Consider the following 18,115-nt stretch of genomic DNA (forward strand, 5'->3'; position numbering starts at 1 on the left):
TTTGGATTAGTTGATAACCAGTTGTTATCGGAATCCGAGGGGCTACTGCGTAGCCCAGCGGGAGCAAGCTCCCTCGCCACGGGGTTTGGTGCTGGCTGGACCCATGTCTTCGCGAGCAGGCTCGCTCCCACCGGGGTTGTGATTTACCTCAGTAGAAAATCGACTGTGGGAGCGAGCCTGCTCGCGAAGGCGGCGGCACTGTCAACCACTCTGGCGGGCGTTGTCCTTGAGAATCTCGGCAAACTCCAGCGCCGCGCCCACCAGCGGCTCGTCCTTTCGCGTGAGGATGCCGTAATCCTGCGGCACCAGGTGCAACGGGGTATCGAGGGTCTTGAGCTGGCCGCTTTCCAGCAGCGGATCAACCATCGCATTGGGCAGCATGCCGATCATCGGGCCGCGTTTCAGCACCTGGAGGAAGGTCTGCATGGAAATCGTATCGATGGTGTTGCGCGGCATCCGCACGCCCGCTTCGGCGAACGCCAGTTCCATGCGGGCGCGGATCGGCGTGCCGACCGGGTAGAGAATCCATGGCAGGTCCACCAGTTGCTGCAGCGATATCGGCCCGGCGTCTGCCAGCGGATGCCGGTCGTTGACGACGATGCAGAACGGTTCCGGAGCCAGGGGCTGGAAGTCGTAGCGCTGCTGCTGGCTCTGCTCGGTAAACCGCGCCACGGCCAGGTCGAGCTTCTTCTCTTCCAGCATCTTCATCAGGTGATTGCTGGTCTGCTCTACCACCTCGATGGACAACAACGGCCAGCGCTGCTTGATCTGCAGGATCGCCTCGGGCAGGGCCACCGCGGTCGCGGCAAAGATCCCGCCGACCTTGAGATAACCATGGCCGCCCTCCCGCAGGCTGCTGATCTGCTCGACGAACGAGCGCGCGTCATTCAAAGCGATCTGTGCGTAGCGCAGCACATGCTCACCCAGCGCGGTGGGCGGCATGCTGCGCGGGCGCCGCTCGAACAGGGCAAAGCCGAGCAGGCTCTCGATTTCCTTGAGCATCTTGCTCACCGCCGGCTGGCTGAGGTTCATCTGCTCGGCCGCCAGGTGCATGTTGCAGGTGCGGCCCAAGGTATCGATCAGCAGCAGATGGCGGAATTTGAGCCAGCCGCAGAAGCTGGAGAAGGACAGATCGGACATGGGCAACCCTCACGATGCAATAACCGGACGTTATCAGATACTGAATATATCTCATTGGAGTTCATCACCAGCGCGCCCTAGCTTGAAAGCTTTACGAACCAGGAAGACTGCCCATGTCGCTGATGCTTACCCCCGAGAACACGCTGCCGGTCGATGGCCTGGCCGGCACCCTGATTGGTCGTGCCTGGGTCCCTGGCCGGGTCGCCGGGCCTTCGCCAATCGTGCTGCGCAGCGACGGAGTGTTCGACCTGTCGGAGCGTTTCGCGACGTTGAGCGATTTGCTGGAAACGCCCGCGCCGCTGACAGCGGTCAGGCAAACGCCTGGCACGTTCATCGCCAGCGTCGACGCGCTGCTGGCCAACACCGGCATGCATGCTGACCCGACCAAGCCGTTCCTGTTGCCGCCCTTGGACTTGCAAGTGATCAAGGCCGCCGGCGTGACCTTCGCCGCGAGCATGATCGAGCGGGTGATCGAGGAGCAGGCTGGCGGTGACGCGGCCCGGGCCGAAGCCGTGCGCGCGACGGTGCACAGCGTCATTGGCGACAACCTGCGCTCGATCGTCCCGGGCTCCGAGCAAGCCATGCGCCTCAAGGCCTTCCTTATCGAACAGGGCATGTGGTCGCAGTACCTAGAGGTCGGCATCGGGCCGGACGCGGAAATCTTCACCAAGGCGCCGGTGCTGGCCGCCGTCGGCAGCGGCAGCCAGATCGGCATTCATCCAGCCTCGCAATGGAACAACCCGGAACCGGAAGTGGTGCTGGCGGTGAATAGCCGCGGCCAGATCCACGGCGCCACCCTGGGCAACGACGTCAACCTGCGGGACATCGAAGGCCGCAGCGCGTTGTTGCTGAGCAAGGCCAAGGACAATAATGCCTCGTGCGCCATCGGGCCGTTCATTCGGCTGTTCGATGAACACTTCAGCCTGGACGACGTGCGGGCCTGCGAGGTCGATCTGCAGGTACACGGCGAAGACGGTTACCGCCTGCACGGCTGCAGCTCCATGAGCCAGATCAGCCGCGACCCGCAGGACCTCGCAGGCCAGACACTCAACGCCAACCACCAATACCCGGATGGCTTCCTGCTGTTTCTCGGTACCCTGTTCGCCCCCACCGAGGATCGCGACCACGCCGGCAGCGGTTTCACCCACAAACTGGGCGACCGGGTCAGTATCAGCAGCCCGTTGCTCGGCTGTTTGCATAATCAGGTGACTCACAGCTGCGAGGCCGCGCCCTGGACCTTCGGCGTCGGCGCCTTGCTGCGTAATCTCGCCGCGCGGGGGCTGCTCGATCGCTGAGCCCGACAGATCGTCGATTCATCCAATTACAAGAGAGAAATGAATCATGAGTGACACGCCAAAACGCCGCCTGCGCAGCGAGCAGTGGTTCAACGACCCGGCTCACGCGGACATGACCGCCCTGTATGTCGAGCGCTACATGAACTACGGGATGACCCGCGAAGAGCTGCAATCGGGCCGGCCGATCATCGGCATCGCCCAGACCGGCAGCGACCTGACGCCCTGCAATCGTCATCACCTGGAGCTGGCGCAACGGGTCAAGGCCGGCATCCGCGATGCTGGCGGCATCCCGATGGAATTCCCGGTGCACCCGATCGCCGAACAGTCGCGCCGGCCCACTGCCGCCCTGGACCGCAACCTGGCCTACCTGGGCCTGGTGGAAATCCTCCATGGCTACCCGTTGGACGGCGTGGTGCTCACCACCGGCTGCGACAAGACCACCCCGGCGTGCCTGATGGCGGCGGCGACCACCGACCTTCCGGCCATCGTGCTCTCCGGCGGGCCGATGCTCGACGGCCATCACAAGGGCGAACTGATCGGCTCCGGCACCGTGCTCTGGCACGCACGCAACCTGATGGCCGCCGGCGAAATCGACTACGAAGGCTTCATGGAAATGACCACGGCGGCATCGCCCTCCGTGGGCCACTGCAACACCATGGGTACCGCGCTGTCGATGAACGCCCTGGCCGAAGCCCTGGGCATGTCGCTGCCCGGTTGCGCGAGCATTCCGGCGCCCTATCGCGAGCGCGGGCAGATGGCCTACGCCACCGGCAAGCGCATCTGCGAACTGGTGCGCCAGGACGTGCGCCCATCCCGGATCATGACTCGAGAGGCGTTCGAAAACGCCATCGCCGTCGCCTCGGCACTCGGCGCATCAAGCAATTGCCCACCGCACCTGATTGCCATCGCCCGGCACATGGGCGTCGAACTGAGCCTGGACGACTGGCAGCGGATTGGCGAAGACGTGCCGCTGCTGGTCAACTGCATGCCGGCCGGCAAGTACCTCGGCGAAGGCTTCCACCGCGCCGGTGGCGTGCCGGCGGTCATGCATGAACTGCAAAAGGCCGGACGCCTGCACGAGCACTGCGCCACGGTCAGCGGCAAATCGATTGGCGAAATCGTCAGCAGCAGCCTGACCAGCAACGCCGATGTCATCTACCCGTTTGATACCCCGCTCAAGCATCGCGCTGGATTCATCGTGCTCAGCGGCAATTTTTTCGACAGCGCGATCATGAAGATGTCGGTGGTCGGCGAGGCGTTTCGCAAGACCTACCTGTCCGAGCCCGGCGCCGAAAACAGCTTCGAAGCCCGGGCGATCGTGTTTGAAGGACCGGAGGATTACCACGCGCGGATCGACGACCCGGCGCTGGACATCGACGAGCGCTGCATCCTGGTCATTCGCGGCGTTGGCACCGTGGGTTATCCCGGCAGCGCCGAGGTGGTGAACATGGCGCCGCCCGCAGCGCTGATCAAACGCGGTATCGACTCCCTGCCCTGCCTCGGCGACGGCCGCCAGAGCGGCACCTCGGCGAGCCCGTCGATCCTCAACATGTCCCCTGAAGCGGCGGTGGGCGGCGGCCTGGCGCTGCTGCAAACCAACGACCGGCTGCAAGTGGACCTGAACACCCGCACCGTCAACCTGCTGGTCGACGAGGCCGAAATGGAACGGCGCCGTCGCGAATGGACACCGAGCATCCCGCCCTCGCAAACGCCCTGGCAGGAACTCTATCGGCAACTGGTCGGGCAGCTGTCCACCGGCGGCTGCCTGGAGCCGGCCACGTTGCATTTGCGGGTAATCGCCCGGAGTGGCGAGCCGCGGCATTCGCACTGACTCGGAGCGCCCGGTCGTGAGTGGCCGGGCGTTTGGGAGCACTTAAAGAAGCCTCCTACATCACCCGTCTCCTTGTCTGACTTATTTCCCTAGCCTTCCTCGGCAAAGTCTCGCGCACCCCGATTTTTCGCGAGACGCCTGCCCATGTTCGACCGATTTTTCCTGCTGGCCGCTGATCAGACCGCTTCCTGATGGATCAGGTGCGCCGCATCGAGGCGGAACTCGACAGCTTCAAAGACAGCCTTTCCCTCTACCGCGAACAACTCGACCGCTGGTACGCCCGTGCGGCGGACCGGGCCAGCCAGACGGCCGACTTGCCGTCGCTGATGGGCATGGAACGGGTGCTTCTTTTTGGTGGCAGCGCCACGACGGTCAGCAGCCGCGACAGTGATTTCCACTCGACCGTGGCCCGGTGCCCCAAGGGTGGGGTCCTGACGATCGAGAGCAAGCTCGAATCGGTGTACGACATTCCGCTGGGCGACATCGTGGTGGATGTAGTGTCGGTGGACAGCGGCGAGGTCACCCCCGTCCAGCTGAATGCCCAGGGTGTCGGGACCTTCAAAGGCGAAGCGGGTCGCTACTACCGGGTTCACGTTCAAAGCGAAGTCACCCCCAGGCAGATCGAGGACCTGTTTTCTTCCTACAACGGCCTGACTGCTGATCTGACGGACTGGCTGCGTAGCGAATGGCAGGGCTTCAAGCCGCAATGGGCGCAGCAATCGTCGGCGACGTCGACGGCCGCGGTGGGCAACGGCCTGCTCGCCGGCGGTTGGGCGGCCATCGAAGGTGTGTGGGACAGCATCAGCTTGCTCTCGGACATCCTCAAGGACCCGAGCCGGTTTGGCGATCAATTGGGCAGCGGTGCGGCGGGCCTGATCGAACTTGCCGAGTCGTCCCCGCAGATCATGGCCAAGCTGCAGTTGCTCGCCAGCGACGAAGCGGCGCTGTGCCTGCTGGTGCGCACCGCGAGTCTCTGGCTGGACATGCTGCCGCCCAGCGAAGTGGCCGGCGGCACGGCCGAAGCGTTGTCCATGGTAGTCGTGCAGCTGGTGATCGACCTGCTGATCGGCGTGGTATTGACCTTCGCCGGGGCGGGCGCCGGGATTGCCTACCTGTCGATGCGCCTGGTCCGGCACAGCGCCCGGCTACTGGACGCGATGACGCGTTTCATCCGGGCGATCTTCGCGGTGGTGAACGGGTTCATGGCCTACGTGGACCGTTACAAAACCGTGGCGGCGCGAGGCATCGCCGCTGGCGTGAAAAAAGGCCGGATGCAATTGCGCTGGGACGCGCAGCGCAACACCACGCTGAAAAAAGACGAAGCCCACGACGACGCCCCGACCCCATCGAAAAACCCCAACGGCGACCCCGCCGACAGCGCCGCCCAGACCCGCACCGACGGCTGCCCGGTGTCGATGGTCACTGGCGAGGAACTGCTGACCCTGGAGGACGGCACCCTCGACGGGCGCTTGCCCTTCGTCTTCACCCGTCTCTATCGCACCAGCGCCGCCGAGCTGGACGTCGGCCTCGGCCGTGGCTGGAGCCATGGCCTGGCCCATCGCCTGGTGATCGAGGGCGAACAGGTGACCTGGATTGATCAGGAAAACCGCCGCACCACCTTCCCTCGCCCCAACCTGCAACGCCCGGCGATCCACAACAGCCTGGCCCGCGCGGCGATCTACCTGAGCTGCGAGCCGGACGAACTGATCATCGCCCAGCCCGGCGAAGACGCCCCTTTCCTGCACTTTCGCGACGGTCATCTGACGGCGCTGAGCGATCGGTACGACAACCGCCTGACCGTCCAGCGCAACATCTACGGCGACATCAGCCGCCTGGACAACGGCGCCCGGCGCGGGCTGCGGTTGCGCTACGAGCATCGCCACCTGGTCGCCATCGACTATCAGAGCTTTGACCCGAAACAGCATCCGGACGAAGCCTGGCGCACCGAACAGACGCTGGTGACCTACCGCTACGACGGCCGTTTCCGACTGGTAGAGGCGACCAATGCCGCTGGCGAAAGCGAGCGCTACGACTACGACGACCAGCACGTCATCCTCCAGCGGCAACTGGCCGGCGGCGCAAGTTTCTACTGGGAATGGCAAGGCCTCGGCCCGGCGGCGCGCTGTGTGCGGCACTGGGCGTCGTTCGCGCAGATAGACAGCCGCTACTACGCCTGGGGCGAAGACGGCAGCGTCACGGTCCGGCATCAGGATGGCAGCCAGGAAGTGTACGTCCACGACGACCGGGCGCGGCTGGTGCGCCAGGTCGATCCCGTTGGCGGCGAACAGCTCAAGGCTTATGACGAGCAGGGTCGGCTGACCGCCGAGCAGGATCCGCTGGGCGCGGTCACCGAATACCGCTACGACGAAGCCGGACGGCTGGTGGCGCTGATTCCGCCTGAAGGCGAGCCGACGTCCTACGAATACCGCAACGGTTTCCTGCACGCCCGACAGCGCGGCAAAGCCGTGTGGACCTACCGGCGTAATGCCCAGGGCGATGTGGTCGAGGCCATCGACCCGGATCGTCACAGCACCCGATACGCCTATGACGCCCAGGGGCAACTGCTCTCGATACGCTACCCGGACGGCGGCACCCATCATTTTGTCCGCAATAGCCAAGGCCAGCTGACTGAAGAAACCCTGCCCGACGACAGCCAGCGGAGTTTTTCCTACGACACGTTGGGGCGGCTGCTGACCCGCAAGGACGAACATGGCGCGATTACCCACTACCAGTGGGATGCCGTCGGCCGCTTGCTGGAAACCACCCTGCCCACCGGCGCCACCCGCGCCTGGAGCTACAACGCCTACGGCAAGGTCACCGCCGAACGCGACGAACTGGGGCGCATCACCCGCTACGAATACGCCGACGATCTGCACCTGATCAGCCGGCGGCTCAATCCCGATGGCAGCGAACTGAAGTATCGCTACGACTCGGCGCGGCTGCTGCTCACCGAAATCGAGAACGAGGCCGGCGAAAAATATCAGTTGGCCTACACGCCCAACGGATTGATCCGACAGGAAACCGGCTTCGACGGCCAGCGCACCGGCTACGCCTACGACCTCAACGGCCACCTGCTGGAAAAGACCGAGTTCGGTGCCGATGGCAGCCAGCGGCTCACCGCTTATCAGCGCGACAGCGCTGGCCGCCTGTTGCGCAAGACCTTGCCCGACGGCAAACCGGTCGAGTACCGCTACGACGCCCTCGGCCGGCTGGTCAGCGTCGACGACGGCCACTGGCCGCTGGCCTACGAATACGACAACCAGGACCGCCTCGTCGCCGAACACCAGGGCTGGGCCACCCTGCACTATCGCTACGACGAGGCCGGCCGGCTGACCTACTGCCGCCTGCCCGACCGCAGCACCCTCAATTACCGCCACCTCTATGGCGGCGCGCTGCTGGCCATCGACCTCAACGGCGAGTGCCTGACCGAACACCGCTTCACCGGCACCCGCGAACGGCAGCGCCAGCAAGGCCTGCTACTCAGCGACTACAGCTACGACGAACAGGGCCGCCTCAAGGCCCAGACCGTGTGGCAGACCCAGCAGAAGCAACTGTTCTGGCGCGACTATTCCTACAGCGCCAACGGCAACCTCGCCACGCTGTCCGACACCCGAAACCGACGCGCCTACCACTACGACCCGCAAGATCGCCTGCTGCGCATCGACTACGCACACAGCCAGCCCCCCGAGCACTTTTCCCACGACCCGGCCGGCAACCTGCTGCTGCACGACCGCCCCGGCCCGACCACCCTCAAGGGCAACCGCCTGCTGATGGACGGCGACCGCCACTACGACTACGACGCCTACGGCAACCTGGTCCGCGAGCGCCGCGGCAAAGCCCAGTGCCTGGTCACCGAATACCGCTACGACAGCCAGCACCGCCTTATCGGCCTCACCACCCCGGACGGTAACGAAACGTCCTACCGCTACGACGCCTTCGGCCGACGCATCGAAAAGACCGTGGACGGCCAGACCACCGAATTCATCTGGCAAGGCGACCAGCTCATCGCCGAAAGCAGCGACCATCATTACCAAAGCTACGTCTACGAGCCCGGCACCTTCCGCCCCCTCGCCCTGCTCAAAGGCCAAGGCCCAAACAACGCCACGCCGTTCTACTACCACAACGACCACCTCGGCACACCGCAGGAGCTGACCAGCCACCAGGGCGAAATCGTCTGGGCGGCGCGCTACACCGGCTACGGCAAACTCACCAAGCTGGCCCACGGCGCCGGCAAACAACTGACCCAACCGCTGCGTTTCCAAGGCCAATACCACGACCTGGAAAGCGGCCTGCACTACAACCGGCATCGCTACTACAATCCGGATACGGGGCGGTACCTGACGGCGGATCCGAGCAAGCTGGCGGGTGGGCTCAATGGGTACCGGTACACCCTGAACCCGACGGGGTGCGTGGATCCGTTGGGGTTGGAAGATTGCCCGGGGGACGGATGTAAGAAGCCGGCGGTTGGGGAGCAGGATCCGGCGGCTAAGGTTGGAGTGGATGAGGGTGAGCCGGCGCTGCCCAAGCCGACCACCGAAGAGTTGGCTGAAAAAGAAGTGAGACGTTTAGACCGTGAACAAGGCATGCATATGGTTAGTAAACATAGCCCTGCGGTTTCAGATCAAGTGTGGAAACGGCGCGCAATAGATGGTACAGACCCGTTAACTGGCAAGACCCCATGGCATAAGAAGGGCAATCCTAGTTCGAGATTTTACAGCTGGGAACTTCAGCTAAAAGCCTACGAGGTATTAATTGCAAAGAAAAATAACGACCACAAATTATTAATAGATAAAAGCGGAAGCAAGTATATACGATCAGAATTTCCAGGTGCGGGAGAGGGCTACATCCCAAACCCTAAAAATCCAAGCGACCCGAAACTGGTAACAATGAATCGAATAGAAATGAAGTTTGATCGAGACACCGAAGTTCCATTTACACTCTACCCAATTAAATAGGATAAAACAAAGTGATCGACCCTAGCACTGGCCAACCATATCTACCCACGCCCGCGTATTTTTTGGGATGTTTTGACATCTACGATCGCGAGGAGACACTAGGGGAAGAACTGGCAAAATTTGACCCTAACAACCCAACGGATCGAGAGATCCTCATCCTAAACTATTCGCTATCTAAGCGCTGGAAAATAACGCACAGACAAAAGTTTGCACTGTACAAAAGCTTAGAGGAAGCATTGCACGACGGTAGTTATGATTTTCAGGCTTTACTAGAACATGACTGCCAGGAATGCTCATCACTCCCCTGCGGATGGGACACCATGGATAATCCCAGGGCTTTTTTTGAAGATATATATAGATTGGCGACTACATTATGGGCAGACGATCTAAAAAAAGCAGAAACCGAGGACCAATCTACTTGGGATTATATATAGTCGCTTATATTTCCGAGAGAGTTCCTTACCACACTACAGGTTTTATTAACTGGCCACTCCATCGACAGATTCGCTCTCCGTGGCGAGGGAGCTTGCTCCCGCTGGGTCGCGAAGCGGCCCCAAAACAGCTATGAGATCAGCCAGACACACCGAAGTGCTTTGAGAGGGGGCTGCTACGCAGCCCAGCGGGAGCAAGCTCCCTCGCCACGGGGGGTTACAGGCACATGTAAGTTGCACACTCATAGATCAAACTTTCATGCCCCTACTCACATATTCCCAACCATCTCCCACAACGACGCCCCTACCCCGGTAATGCTCTCCCCCGCAATCAACCCCGCCGCCGCCGTAATAGCGAACCGTTCCGTGAGGCTTGGCCAGCGGCAGCTCACCAGCCAGGTGAGTACGGCGCCGAGGGCCATCATCAGCGATACCGAGGCCGGCAGGACAAAAGCCAGGCCCAAGGCCGCCGTGCTTGGCAGGTAGCGGGCCCGATGGGCCGGCAGCAGGCTGTCGAGGATGCCCAGCAGCAAGCCGGCGATGGCGCCGATGAAAATCGCCCAGCGGATGCTGGTTGACAGTGAGTCCAGGCCATGGGTGAGGGTCTGTGCCACGGCTTTCCAGGTGGCGACCGCCGGGGCCGGCCACTCTTCGGTGAGGAGCATGGTCTGGGGGTCCGGGATCAGCGCCAGATAGGCCAGCACGCCGACGATGCTGCCAATGAAGATTCCCAGGGTCTGCGCCTGCAGTTGTTTGCGCGGCGTGGCGCCGATCGCTCGGCCCACCTTGAAATCGTTCATCAAGTCTGTGCATTGCCCGGCCGAACCGCCGGCGGTATTGGCACTCATCAGATTGATCGGCACCTGGCCCGGGGCGACGATGCCGAAACTCAACTGGGACAGTTGCCCGATGGCACCGATAGGCGGAATACCCGTGGCGCCAACCACACGGGCCGCCACCGCCGCCAGGCAAATGGCCAAGGGGATGGTCAGCAGCGCCATCCACGGATTGATGCCGAACAACAGCGCTTGCAGGCTTACCACCAGAAAGATCGCCAACAGGAAACCGAGGGCGGGGCCGGCCTTGGGAACCACCCAGGTCGCCGCGCCGCTGGCCTTGGTGGAACCGTGCAAGGCCCACAGGCGAATCGCCAGGGAAGCCAGCGTCGAGCAGACCATCAGGCTCACCCCCGGCCACAGCAGCCACTCCACCAGCACCGCAAATTGCGGTCCACTGCTGCCGGGCGGTAACTGCACCAGGCCATTTTCCAGCAGCCACGGCGCCAACCCGCCCCACGCCAGCAGCGCGCCGAGCAGCAGGGTCAAGCCGACGCGGATGCCGATGATGCCGCCGAACCCCACCAGCAACAGCGAAGGGTCTGCGGTAAAGGTCAGGCGCTCCAACTGGGCGTTCGGCGACCAACGCGCGATGGTCCACCAAAACGTATCCACCCACTTGGCGAGCCCGGACAGCAGCGCCGCGCCGAGCAGCACCTTGAGCCGCGTCGCGGCTTCCTGGCCATGGTTGTAGATGTGCAGGAGGGTTTCCAGGGTCGCCATGCCTTCGGGAAACCTCAGCGCCTTGTCATTGAGCAATGACGGCCGCAGGTACCAGGCAATCCAGATGCCCAGGAAGCTCACTGAAAACACCCAGGCAACCATCGGCACCGGGTCCAGTTGCTGGCCGGTCAGCAAGGTGTACGCCGGAATGGGCGCGACCAGCCCGCCAGAGATGATCGACGCCGCTGCCGACGCGACGGTCTGGTTGATGTTGCTTTCGTGCAACGTCCACGGCAGCGCCGCAGCCGAGCGTTTGGCCAGGCCCTGCCAGATGCCGTAGCCGACCAGCAAGGCAATGATCGACATGTTGAACGACCAGCCAATTTTTAATCCGGCATAGACATTGGAGGGCGTCAGGAGGATGCCAAGCACGATCCCCGTGATGACCGCGCGCGGGCTGAATTCGCGTTCGACGGGGAGGACATGCGGGCTCGAAATCTGGTCCATGCGAATTCCTTATCGGCAAAAAAACAGTCGGCTCAGCCGAGGCAACTACCTGACAAGTGAGTGCCGTATCGACGCAAGGTTCACCGACGATGGTTCTGGCGACCACGGGATAGAGCCGTCAGCCCCGACAATCGAACGCTCTCCTCAAGCAGCCCCCCGCCTGGCCGATAACCTGTGTGACGGCGGCCCTCCGGCCTCGTCAGGCTCTGCTGGTCGCATAGGGTGATGATCAATGGCTTTGCAGCTTAACCGCTTACTGATGTTTGGCGTCCTGATGCTCCTGCTTGCAGGTGGGTCGGCGTTGGCCATCGCGGCTGAGCCGCCGCTGCGCATCGTCACGGAGGAGTTGCCGCCCTACAACATGACGCAGGACGGACGCGTGACCGGCATGAGCACCGAGGTCGTCGAGGCCGTGCTCAAGGAGATCGGCGTCCAGGCGTCGATCCAGCCCATGCCCTGGGCCCGCGCGTACGAGTTGGCGCTCAACGAAAGCAACGTCCTGATCTATTCGATCGTCCGCACGCCCGCACGCGAAGCGCTTTTCCAGTGGATCGGCGCCATCGCCCCGACCCAGTGGTACATCTACTCCCTGGCTGAGCGGCCAGTGAAGCTCAGCTCCCTGGCCGATGCCCATGGGCACCAGATCGCGACCGTCAATCAGGACGTCGGCGAGCAATACCTGGTCTCGAAGGGGTTCCGCATCGGCGAGGATCTGCAATCGAGCACCCGATACGAACACAACTACCGCAAGCTCAAGGTCGACCATGTGGAGTTGTGGATTTCCAACGAACTCAACGCGCTGTACCTGACTCGGCAGAATGGCGAAGACCCGGAAAAAGTCCTCATCCGGTCATTGCCGCTGCCCGAACTGAGCAGCGCCGACGGCTTGAACATGGCATTCAGCCGCAACACGCCGGCGCAAACCGTCGAGAAATTCCGCGCCGGCCTGGAGGCCATTCGTCGCAACGGCGTCTACGATGCCATCGCGCGCAAGTGGTTATGAGATGGACGGCAACTTCGCCCCGGCGCCCTTTCAACGACCACAGGCCAAGGCCCTCAGCTCCCTGGGGCGTCGACTGGTGCTCGCGACGCTGCTGTTCTGTCTGATTTTCACCGTGGCGATGGTGACATGGCGCACCTGGCTGGCCTGGGAAAGCAACCTGGCGGAGATGAATTCCGAGCTGGGGCTGATTGACCAGGTGTTCCAGGACACCCTGGCCCACGCCATCTGGGAAATGGATCGCGAGTCCCTGGACAAGCAGCTCAACAGTGTCGCCAGTGCCGCGCCGGTCGGACGCGTGGTCCTGAATGTCCTGCGGCCCGGCCGCTCACCGGAAATCATCGAACTCAACCGCTACACCAGCGGTAACGCCGGCTCGGCACCGGTGTTGCAGCGCCAGCTCATCGCGCAACCCTATCTCGGCGCCCATGAAAAAGTCGGCGAGCTGATCATCGAGGGCGATAACCAACTGCTCTGGGAGCGCCTGTGGGGCGAAGCACGCACCATCGTCATCACGCAAATCATCCAATCGATGCTCCTGGCCGGGCTGGTCATGACCATGTTCAACCGTCTGGTGACCATCCATGTGGTGCATATCGCCCGGCATTTGGGTGAGCTCGCTCCGCAAACTCTCAAGCGTCACCTCAAATTGCAGCGCTCGGTCAACCGCCAGGACGAACTGAGCCTGCTCGAAACCCAGGTCAACGAACTGCAGGACAATCTCCACGCGCACCTGGAACGCCAGCGTTCGGACGAACTGGCGATCGCCGCCAGCCGCGATCAACTGGTCGAACTGGTCGAGGCGCGCACGGCGGAACTCAAGGCCGCCAACCAGGCCCTCGAAGCGTTGTCCCGCCACGACGCCTTGACCGGCCTGGCCAACCGTCGCCACTTCGACGAACTGAAGGAAGTCGAATTCCGCCGCGCCATGCGTCACAGGACGCCGCTGGCGGTGCTCATGTGCGACGTGGATTTTTTCAAGATCTACAACGACACCTACGGCCACATGAACGGCGACCTGTGCCTGCAACAGATAGCCGAAACCCTGCGTGACGTGTTCGGGCGCTCCGGCGAGCTGACCGCACGGGTGGGTGGCGAAGAGTTCGTCGTCGTGCTGCCCAACATCGACGCGCAGCAGGCCTGCGAGGCAGCCGAGAGGCTGCGCGCCGCCCTGGCCGAACGCAAGCTGCCCCACAGCGGCTCATCGGTCTCGCCCTTCGTCACCCTGAGCATCGGCGTCGCCGAGCTGGACCCCGAGACCATGGATCATTTCGATCCACTGATGCAGCGCGCCGACCAGGCGCTGTACCGGGCCAAGCACCAGGGACGCAACCGCGTCTCCCTCTGAAGATCCGTCAACGTCGAGGTCTGTATGCGCCACTCTCTGCTGCTCTGCTCCTGCGTACTCCTGGCCTTGATCAGCCTCACAAGCCAGGCCGAAACGATCGAGGTCGTGACCGAGGACTCGCTTTACGCGTATCTGCGCGATGACAAACTCGTCGGCCCCGGTATCCATATTGCGTCCGACACGCTGCAACAGGCCAACCTCAGCGATTTCCGCATGGCGCTGTATCCCTGGGCGCGGGCTTATGAGATGGCCTTGCGCGAGCCCAACGTGCTGATTTTCCCACTCGATCGCACCCCGGCCCGGGAACAGCTGTTCAAGTGGGTCGGTGAAATCCATCGTTCCACCAGCCGGCTCTACAAGCTGCGCGACGCCGACCCCATCACTGTCCGCAACCTTGAAGAGGCCAAGCAGTACAGCATCGGCGTGATACGCAATGACGCCAAGCAGATCTATCTGCAAGAACGTGGCTTCAGTCGTCTGGTCGTGTCGGCGAACAACCACGACAACTTTCAGAAACTGTTGAACCGTCAGGTCCAACTGGTGCCGATGCCGGAGAACACGGCACGCCTGATGAGCCAGGATGCCCAGATGGATTTCAATCAGCTGGAGGAAGTCTATGCCCTAGACGAGCAGCCCCACCGGGTCTACCTGGCTTTCAGCCTGAGCACACCGGACGAAACGGTCGCCCGTGCCCAGCGCGCGTTTGAAGCGCTCAAGGCATCGGGCGAAGTCGAGCGGATCATGAAGGAGAAGCGTTGACGAGCGGCACCGGTCAGCGACGTTGAACTCTCGCATCGCAAACATCGTCTAGCCCATTAGATTCTGTGGGAGCGAGCCTGCTCGCGAAGACGGCGGCACATTCGACATCAGTGTCGTCTGTCACACCGATTCGCGAGCAGGCTCGCTCCCACATTCCTGGGTTCGGCTACAGCGATGGAGATGTATCGATGAGCACACTGAACTCGGCATCGGAGTCCATTCAGACCCTGATGCTGGAACGCAACGATTGGGTACCCAACCACCCGCGCCTGCCGGTGATCATCTACCGTGACGCGATGACTGCCCAGGCAGGTGACCTGGCCGCCCAGCTGGAAGAGATGTTTCGCAGCAACGGCTGGCCGCCGCAATGGCGCTACGGGATCTACGATTTCCACCATTACCACACGGAGGGCCACGAAGTCCTGGGCGTCGCCAGCGGTCAGGCGCGCTTGATGCTTGGTGGCCCCGATGGCCAAGTGATCGGCGTCCAGGCAGGCGACGTGTTGCTGCTGCCTGCTGGCACCGGGCATTGCAACCTGGGTTCCAGCGAAGATTTCCTGGTCGTCGGAGCGTATCCACCGGGCCAGCAGGCCGACATCTGCCGGGAAGCGCCGAGCGCGGCGCAACTGGCAAACATCGACGCGCTACCGTTTCCTGATCGGGACCCCGTGCAGGGATCACCGGGGGCCGTCGGCCGATATTGGACCAAGCCCCGTTGAGCCTGCCGGGCCCGGCTAGATCATCGGCGAACTGCTCACCACCCGCAGCGCCAACCCCTCGAACGCATCCAGAGTAATGGTGAACTCACCCTCGGGCGTGAGATCCCCTTCGACCCGCTCATTGATGATGTCCACCACCGGCCCCGGTGCGATACCTGGCAGGTGCAGGGTTTCGGTGATCGGCGTCGAACCGAAGTTCAGCGCGGTGATCTGCGTGCCTTTGCCGGCTGGCAGTTCGTGAACCATGATCAGCAGCCCCGGATGCTCGACGTCCGGGATGAGGATCTGGCGGCTCGCCGCGATGTCGTAGGCGCGGCGCGCGGCCAGGATCCTGCGCAATTGCGAGGCGAACGAATCCGGATCCTTCAACTGGCTCGGCAGGCTGCCGTACAAGGTCTTTGGACGTGGCATCTGCCCGGCTGACAGCGGCGCTTCCGGGTTGAGGTCGACCAGGTCGTAGGCACCGCGATGAATCCAGCGCGTGTCGCCGTCGCGCATCAGGTGCTCGACCTGTTCCGCCGGCAACGGCAAGGCCCCCACCAGATCCCAGCCAGACAAGGCGAACACGCCCGGTTGCATGGCGTTGAACATCACCAGCAGCAGATGCACCTGGCGAATCTGCTGGATATCGGCCGCTGTGATCGCGTCGAGGTCGCGAATGCCCAGGGCGGCGGTGATGATGCTCGCCGTGGTGCAAGACACGCCGTTGGTGACGAATTTCAGGTTGTAAGGCGCGTGCTCGCCGGACAGGCGTTCGTACATCTGCTCGCGGATGTGCTCGCGCAGGATGCTGCCGGGAAACGTCTGACCTTGATACAGGTAGGTGTCGTGGGCATGCAGCGTCCAGAAATGCACCAGCTCCAGGGTCAGTTCATCGTGATTCTGCAAGGCGTGGATCAGCGAGCCCGGGTCGATGCCGAAGCTGTGCATCTGGCGCAGCATCAAGCGCAGGAATTCGGTGTCGCCCATCAGCAGGGCGTGCTGGTAGGCCGGTCGGGTGATGAAGTCGTAAGACAGGTCCGCCCCGCCGTGGGACATGGCGGCAATGTCGTCGAGGGTCAGGTTCAATTCCTGGAAGCTGAAACCGCCGGCCTTGCGAATCGCCCCGCCGAGCAACTGGTTGCCGGTGATCGACAGCGGATGGCTTTCGGACCAGGCGGTGCCATCGAGCTTGCGCTCCACGCCGAGGAATCCGTTGGCGTCCAGCCGGAGGATTTTCGCCCCCATGACATCGATGGCGTGCAGCGCATCGCCAATGATCATCTGCTGCGCGGCAAAGGTCGGGTCCAGCCAGTTCAGCGACGGCTGCCCTTCCTTGAAATAGTGCAGGTAAACCCAACGCCGTGGCTTGCCGTCGACGCCCAGGATGATCGGCGTCGCGCTCCAGTCGGTTTCCTTGACGCCAGGCTCGAAGAAAATCACTCGCTGCAACTGACCGACGATGTAGTGCTTGTCACGCAGGGCATCCACCTGTTGGGCGGTGAGGTTCTGGGCATCACGACCCTCCCCGACCTCGGGCAGCAGCGGCCAGTCTTCCTCGCGGATTTCCACCATGTGGTAGAGCCCCGGATAGTCTTCGTAAGCCATCTCCGCCAGACGAAAATCGGCGCCCTTGCCGGTGTGGGACGGGATGACGTCGTCGATGACCACCGCGTTGTGCGCAGCGGCCATGCGGGTCAGGGCCTGGAGTTGAGCGTCGGAGCCCAGCTCAGGGTCGATGTCGAAGCTGATGCGGTCGAAATTGCCATCGATGGTTGGCGTGTAGTCAGTGCCGCGCAGGCCGCCGGATCTTTTCAGCGGACCGTTGTGGATGCCCTGGATGCCGATTTTCGACAAGGCGTGCCACAAGGTTTCGTCGCCCAATGCCTCGAGCACCGTGCCATTTTCCCGGGTGACGATGGAGGCTGGGTATGCGGTAAACCACACTGAGGAAAGCGCTGAAGCATCACGGGGCCGGGTGTGCGCATAGGGCTGCTGCCACAAGCGTCCTTGCCCCGAATAGAGCTTGGCCCGCTGCCGCGCCGCGTGGAGCATCGATTGTTCGACCAGCCAGTCGACATGATTTTTCTCAGCCATCGTCATAAAAATCCCTGTCGTGAAGAAAAAACCGGACCGGCTGCCGACATCGGCGGCGCCGCTCATTAGTCATATGAGGCTCTGTCCCGGTATTCGTTGCATTGAGGCGCGAAGCGGTGGGTATTCGATGGGTGAACCCGAACCAAGGTGGGAGCGAGCTTGCTCGCGATGGCGTCAGCCCAGACGCCTCAAAACTCGTGGCGAGGGAGCTTGCTCCCGCTCGGCTGCGCAGCAGTCGCAAAACCGGTAGATGCGGTCTGCCTGAAAGACTGCCGGGGCCCGCTTCGCAGGCCAGCGGGAGCAAGCTCCCTCGCCACGGGGTACCTGCTCTGACATGGCGGCTCGTGTTCAGGCCGATGTCCCGCCGCAAATCGGACTGATCCACCCCTGTGGGAGCGAGCCCGCTCGCGAAGGCGCCAGCCCAGACGCCTCAAAATCCCGTGGCGAGGGAGCTTGCTCCCGCTCGGCTGCGCAGCAGTCGCAAAACCGGTGGATGCGGTCTGTCTGAAAGACTGCCGGGGCCCGCTGCGCAGGCCAGCGGGAGCAAGCTCCCTC

At 62.8% G+C, this 18,115-nt stretch carries 10 protein-coding genes; 7 read left to right on the forward strand and 3 right to left on the reverse strand.

All coding sequences use genetic code 11. The annotated features are described in order from the left end of the window. Positions 1-201: 201 nt before the first annotated feature. Positions 202-1,140 (reverse strand): LysR family transcriptional regulator, encoded by a 939-nt coding sequence (locus J3P84_RS15540; protein ID WP_305495087.1) that lies wholly within the window; start codon positions 1,138-1,140, stop codon positions 202-204. A gap of 113 nt (positions 1,141-1,253) precedes the next feature. Between J3P84_RS15540 and J3P84_RS15545 the strand changes: the two genes are divergently transcribed. From J3P84_RS15545 to J3P84_RS15555, 3 genes are all read left to right on the forward strand, one after another. Continuing rightward, positions 1,254-2,435 carry a fumarylacetoacetate hydrolase family protein gene (locus J3P84_RS15545; protein WP_434624168.1) on the forward strand — a complete coding sequence of 394 codons (1,182 nt, stop codon included), beginning with the start codon at positions 1,254-1,256 and terminating at the stop codon, positions 2,433-2,435. 46 nt (positions 2,436-2,481) lie between these two features. Then, a complete protein-coding gene (locus J3P84_RS15550; protein WP_434624170.1) occupies positions 2,482-4,266 on the forward strand; it encodes an IlvD/Edd family dehydratase in 1,785 nt (594 codons plus the stop codon). A gap of 191 nt (positions 4,267-4,457) precedes the next feature. Beyond that, positions 4,458-9,221 (forward strand): RHS repeat-associated core domain-containing protein, encoded by a 4,764-nt coding sequence (locus J3P84_RS15555; protein ID WP_434624172.1) that lies wholly within the window; start codon positions 4,458-4,460, stop codon positions 9,219-9,221. Positions 9,222-9,921: 700 nt separating this feature from the next. Here the strand turns inward: J3P84_RS15555 and J3P84_RS15560 are convergent. Then, on the reverse strand, positions 9,922-11,658 hold the full coding sequence (locus J3P84_RS15560; protein WP_434624175.1) for an OPT family oligopeptide transporter: 1,737 nt from the start codon (positions 11,656-11,658) through the stop codon (positions 9,922-9,924). A 232-nt stretch (positions 11,659-11,890) separates the two neighbouring features. Between J3P84_RS15560 and J3P84_RS15565 the strand changes: the two genes are divergently transcribed. From J3P84_RS15565 to J3P84_RS15580, 4 genes are all read left to right on the forward strand, one after another. Continuing rightward, complete coding sequence (locus tag J3P84_RS15565) at positions 11,891-12,661, forward strand: substrate-binding periplasmic protein (protein ID WP_434624177.1); 771 nt, start codon at positions 11,891-11,893, stop codon at positions 12,659-12,661. A gap of 1 nt (position 12,662) precedes the next feature. Beyond that, positions 12,663-14,006, forward strand: coding sequence for a GGDEF domain-containing protein (locus J3P84_RS15570; protein WP_434631348.1), 1,344 nt, complete (start codon positions 12,663-12,665; stop codon positions 14,004-14,006). Between the two features lie 24 nt (positions 14,007-14,030). Next, positions 14,031-14,765 carry a substrate-binding periplasmic protein gene (locus J3P84_RS15575; RefSeq protein WP_434624179.1) on the forward strand — a complete coding sequence of 245 codons (735 nt, stop codon included), beginning with the start codon at positions 14,031-14,033 and terminating at the stop codon, positions 14,763-14,765. Between the two features lie 188 nt (positions 14,766-14,953). After that, positions 14,954-15,484: a cupin gene (locus J3P84_RS15580; protein ID WP_434624181.1), complete on the forward strand. Its 531-nt coding sequence runs from the start codon at positions 14,954-14,956 to the stop codon at positions 15,482-15,484. A gap of 15 nt (positions 15,485-15,499) precedes the next feature. Here the strand turns inward: J3P84_RS15580 and treS are convergent, their stop codons facing one another. Then, the gene (gene treS, locus J3P84_RS15585; RefSeq protein ID WP_434624183.1) at positions 15,500-17,566 is read right to left on the reverse strand and encodes a maltose alpha-D-glucosyltransferase; all 2,067 of its coding nucleotides are present in this window, start codon (positions 17,564-17,566) and stop codon (positions 15,500-15,502) included. Positions 17,567-18,115: the final 549 nt, after the last annotated feature.

Origin of the sequence: Pseudomonas sp. Z1-29, assembly GCF_051131995.1 — a bacterium.
GTDB lineage: Bacteria > Pseudomonadota > Gammaproteobacteria > Pseudomonadales > Pseudomonadaceae > Aquipseudomonas.

Coding starts and splice junctions, on each gene's coding strand:
- J3P84_RS15555 (WP_434624172.1), top strand. CDS start 4,458: ATGGATCAGGTGCGCCGCATCGAGGCGGAACTCGACAGCTTCAAAGAC.
- J3P84_RS15570 (WP_434631348.1), top strand. CDS start 12,663: ATGGACGGCAACTTCGCCCCGGCGCCCTTTCAACGACCACAGGCCAAG.
- J3P84_RS15565 (WP_434624177.1), top strand. CDS start 11,891: ATGGCTTTGCAGCTTAACCGCTTACTGATGTTTGGCGTCCTGATGCTC.
- J3P84_RS15545 (WP_434624168.1), top strand. CDS start 1,254: ATGTCGCTGATGCTTACCCCCGAGAACACGCTGCCGGTCGATGGCCTG.
- J3P84_RS15560 (WP_434624175.1), bottom strand. CDS start 11,658: ATGGACCAGATTTCGAGCCCGCATGTCCTCCCCGTCGAACGCGAATTC.
- J3P84_RS15575 (WP_434624179.1), top strand. CDS start 14,031: ATGCGCCACTCTCTGCTGCTCTGCTCCTGCGTACTCCTGGCCTTGATC.
- treS (WP_434624183.1), bottom strand. CDS start 17,566: ATGACGATGGCTGAGAAAAATCATGTCGACTGGCTGGTCGAACAATCG.
- J3P84_RS15540 (WP_305495087.1), bottom strand. CDS start 1,140: ATGTCCGATCTGTCCTTCTCCAGCTTCTGCGGCTGGCTCAAATTCCGC.
- J3P84_RS15550 (WP_434624170.1), top strand. CDS start 2,482: ATGAGTGACACGCCAAAACGCCGCCTGCGCAGCGAGCAGTGGTTCAAC.
- J3P84_RS15580 (WP_434624181.1), top strand. CDS start 14,954: ATGAGCACACTGAACTCGGCATCGGAGTCCATTCAGACCCTGATGCTG.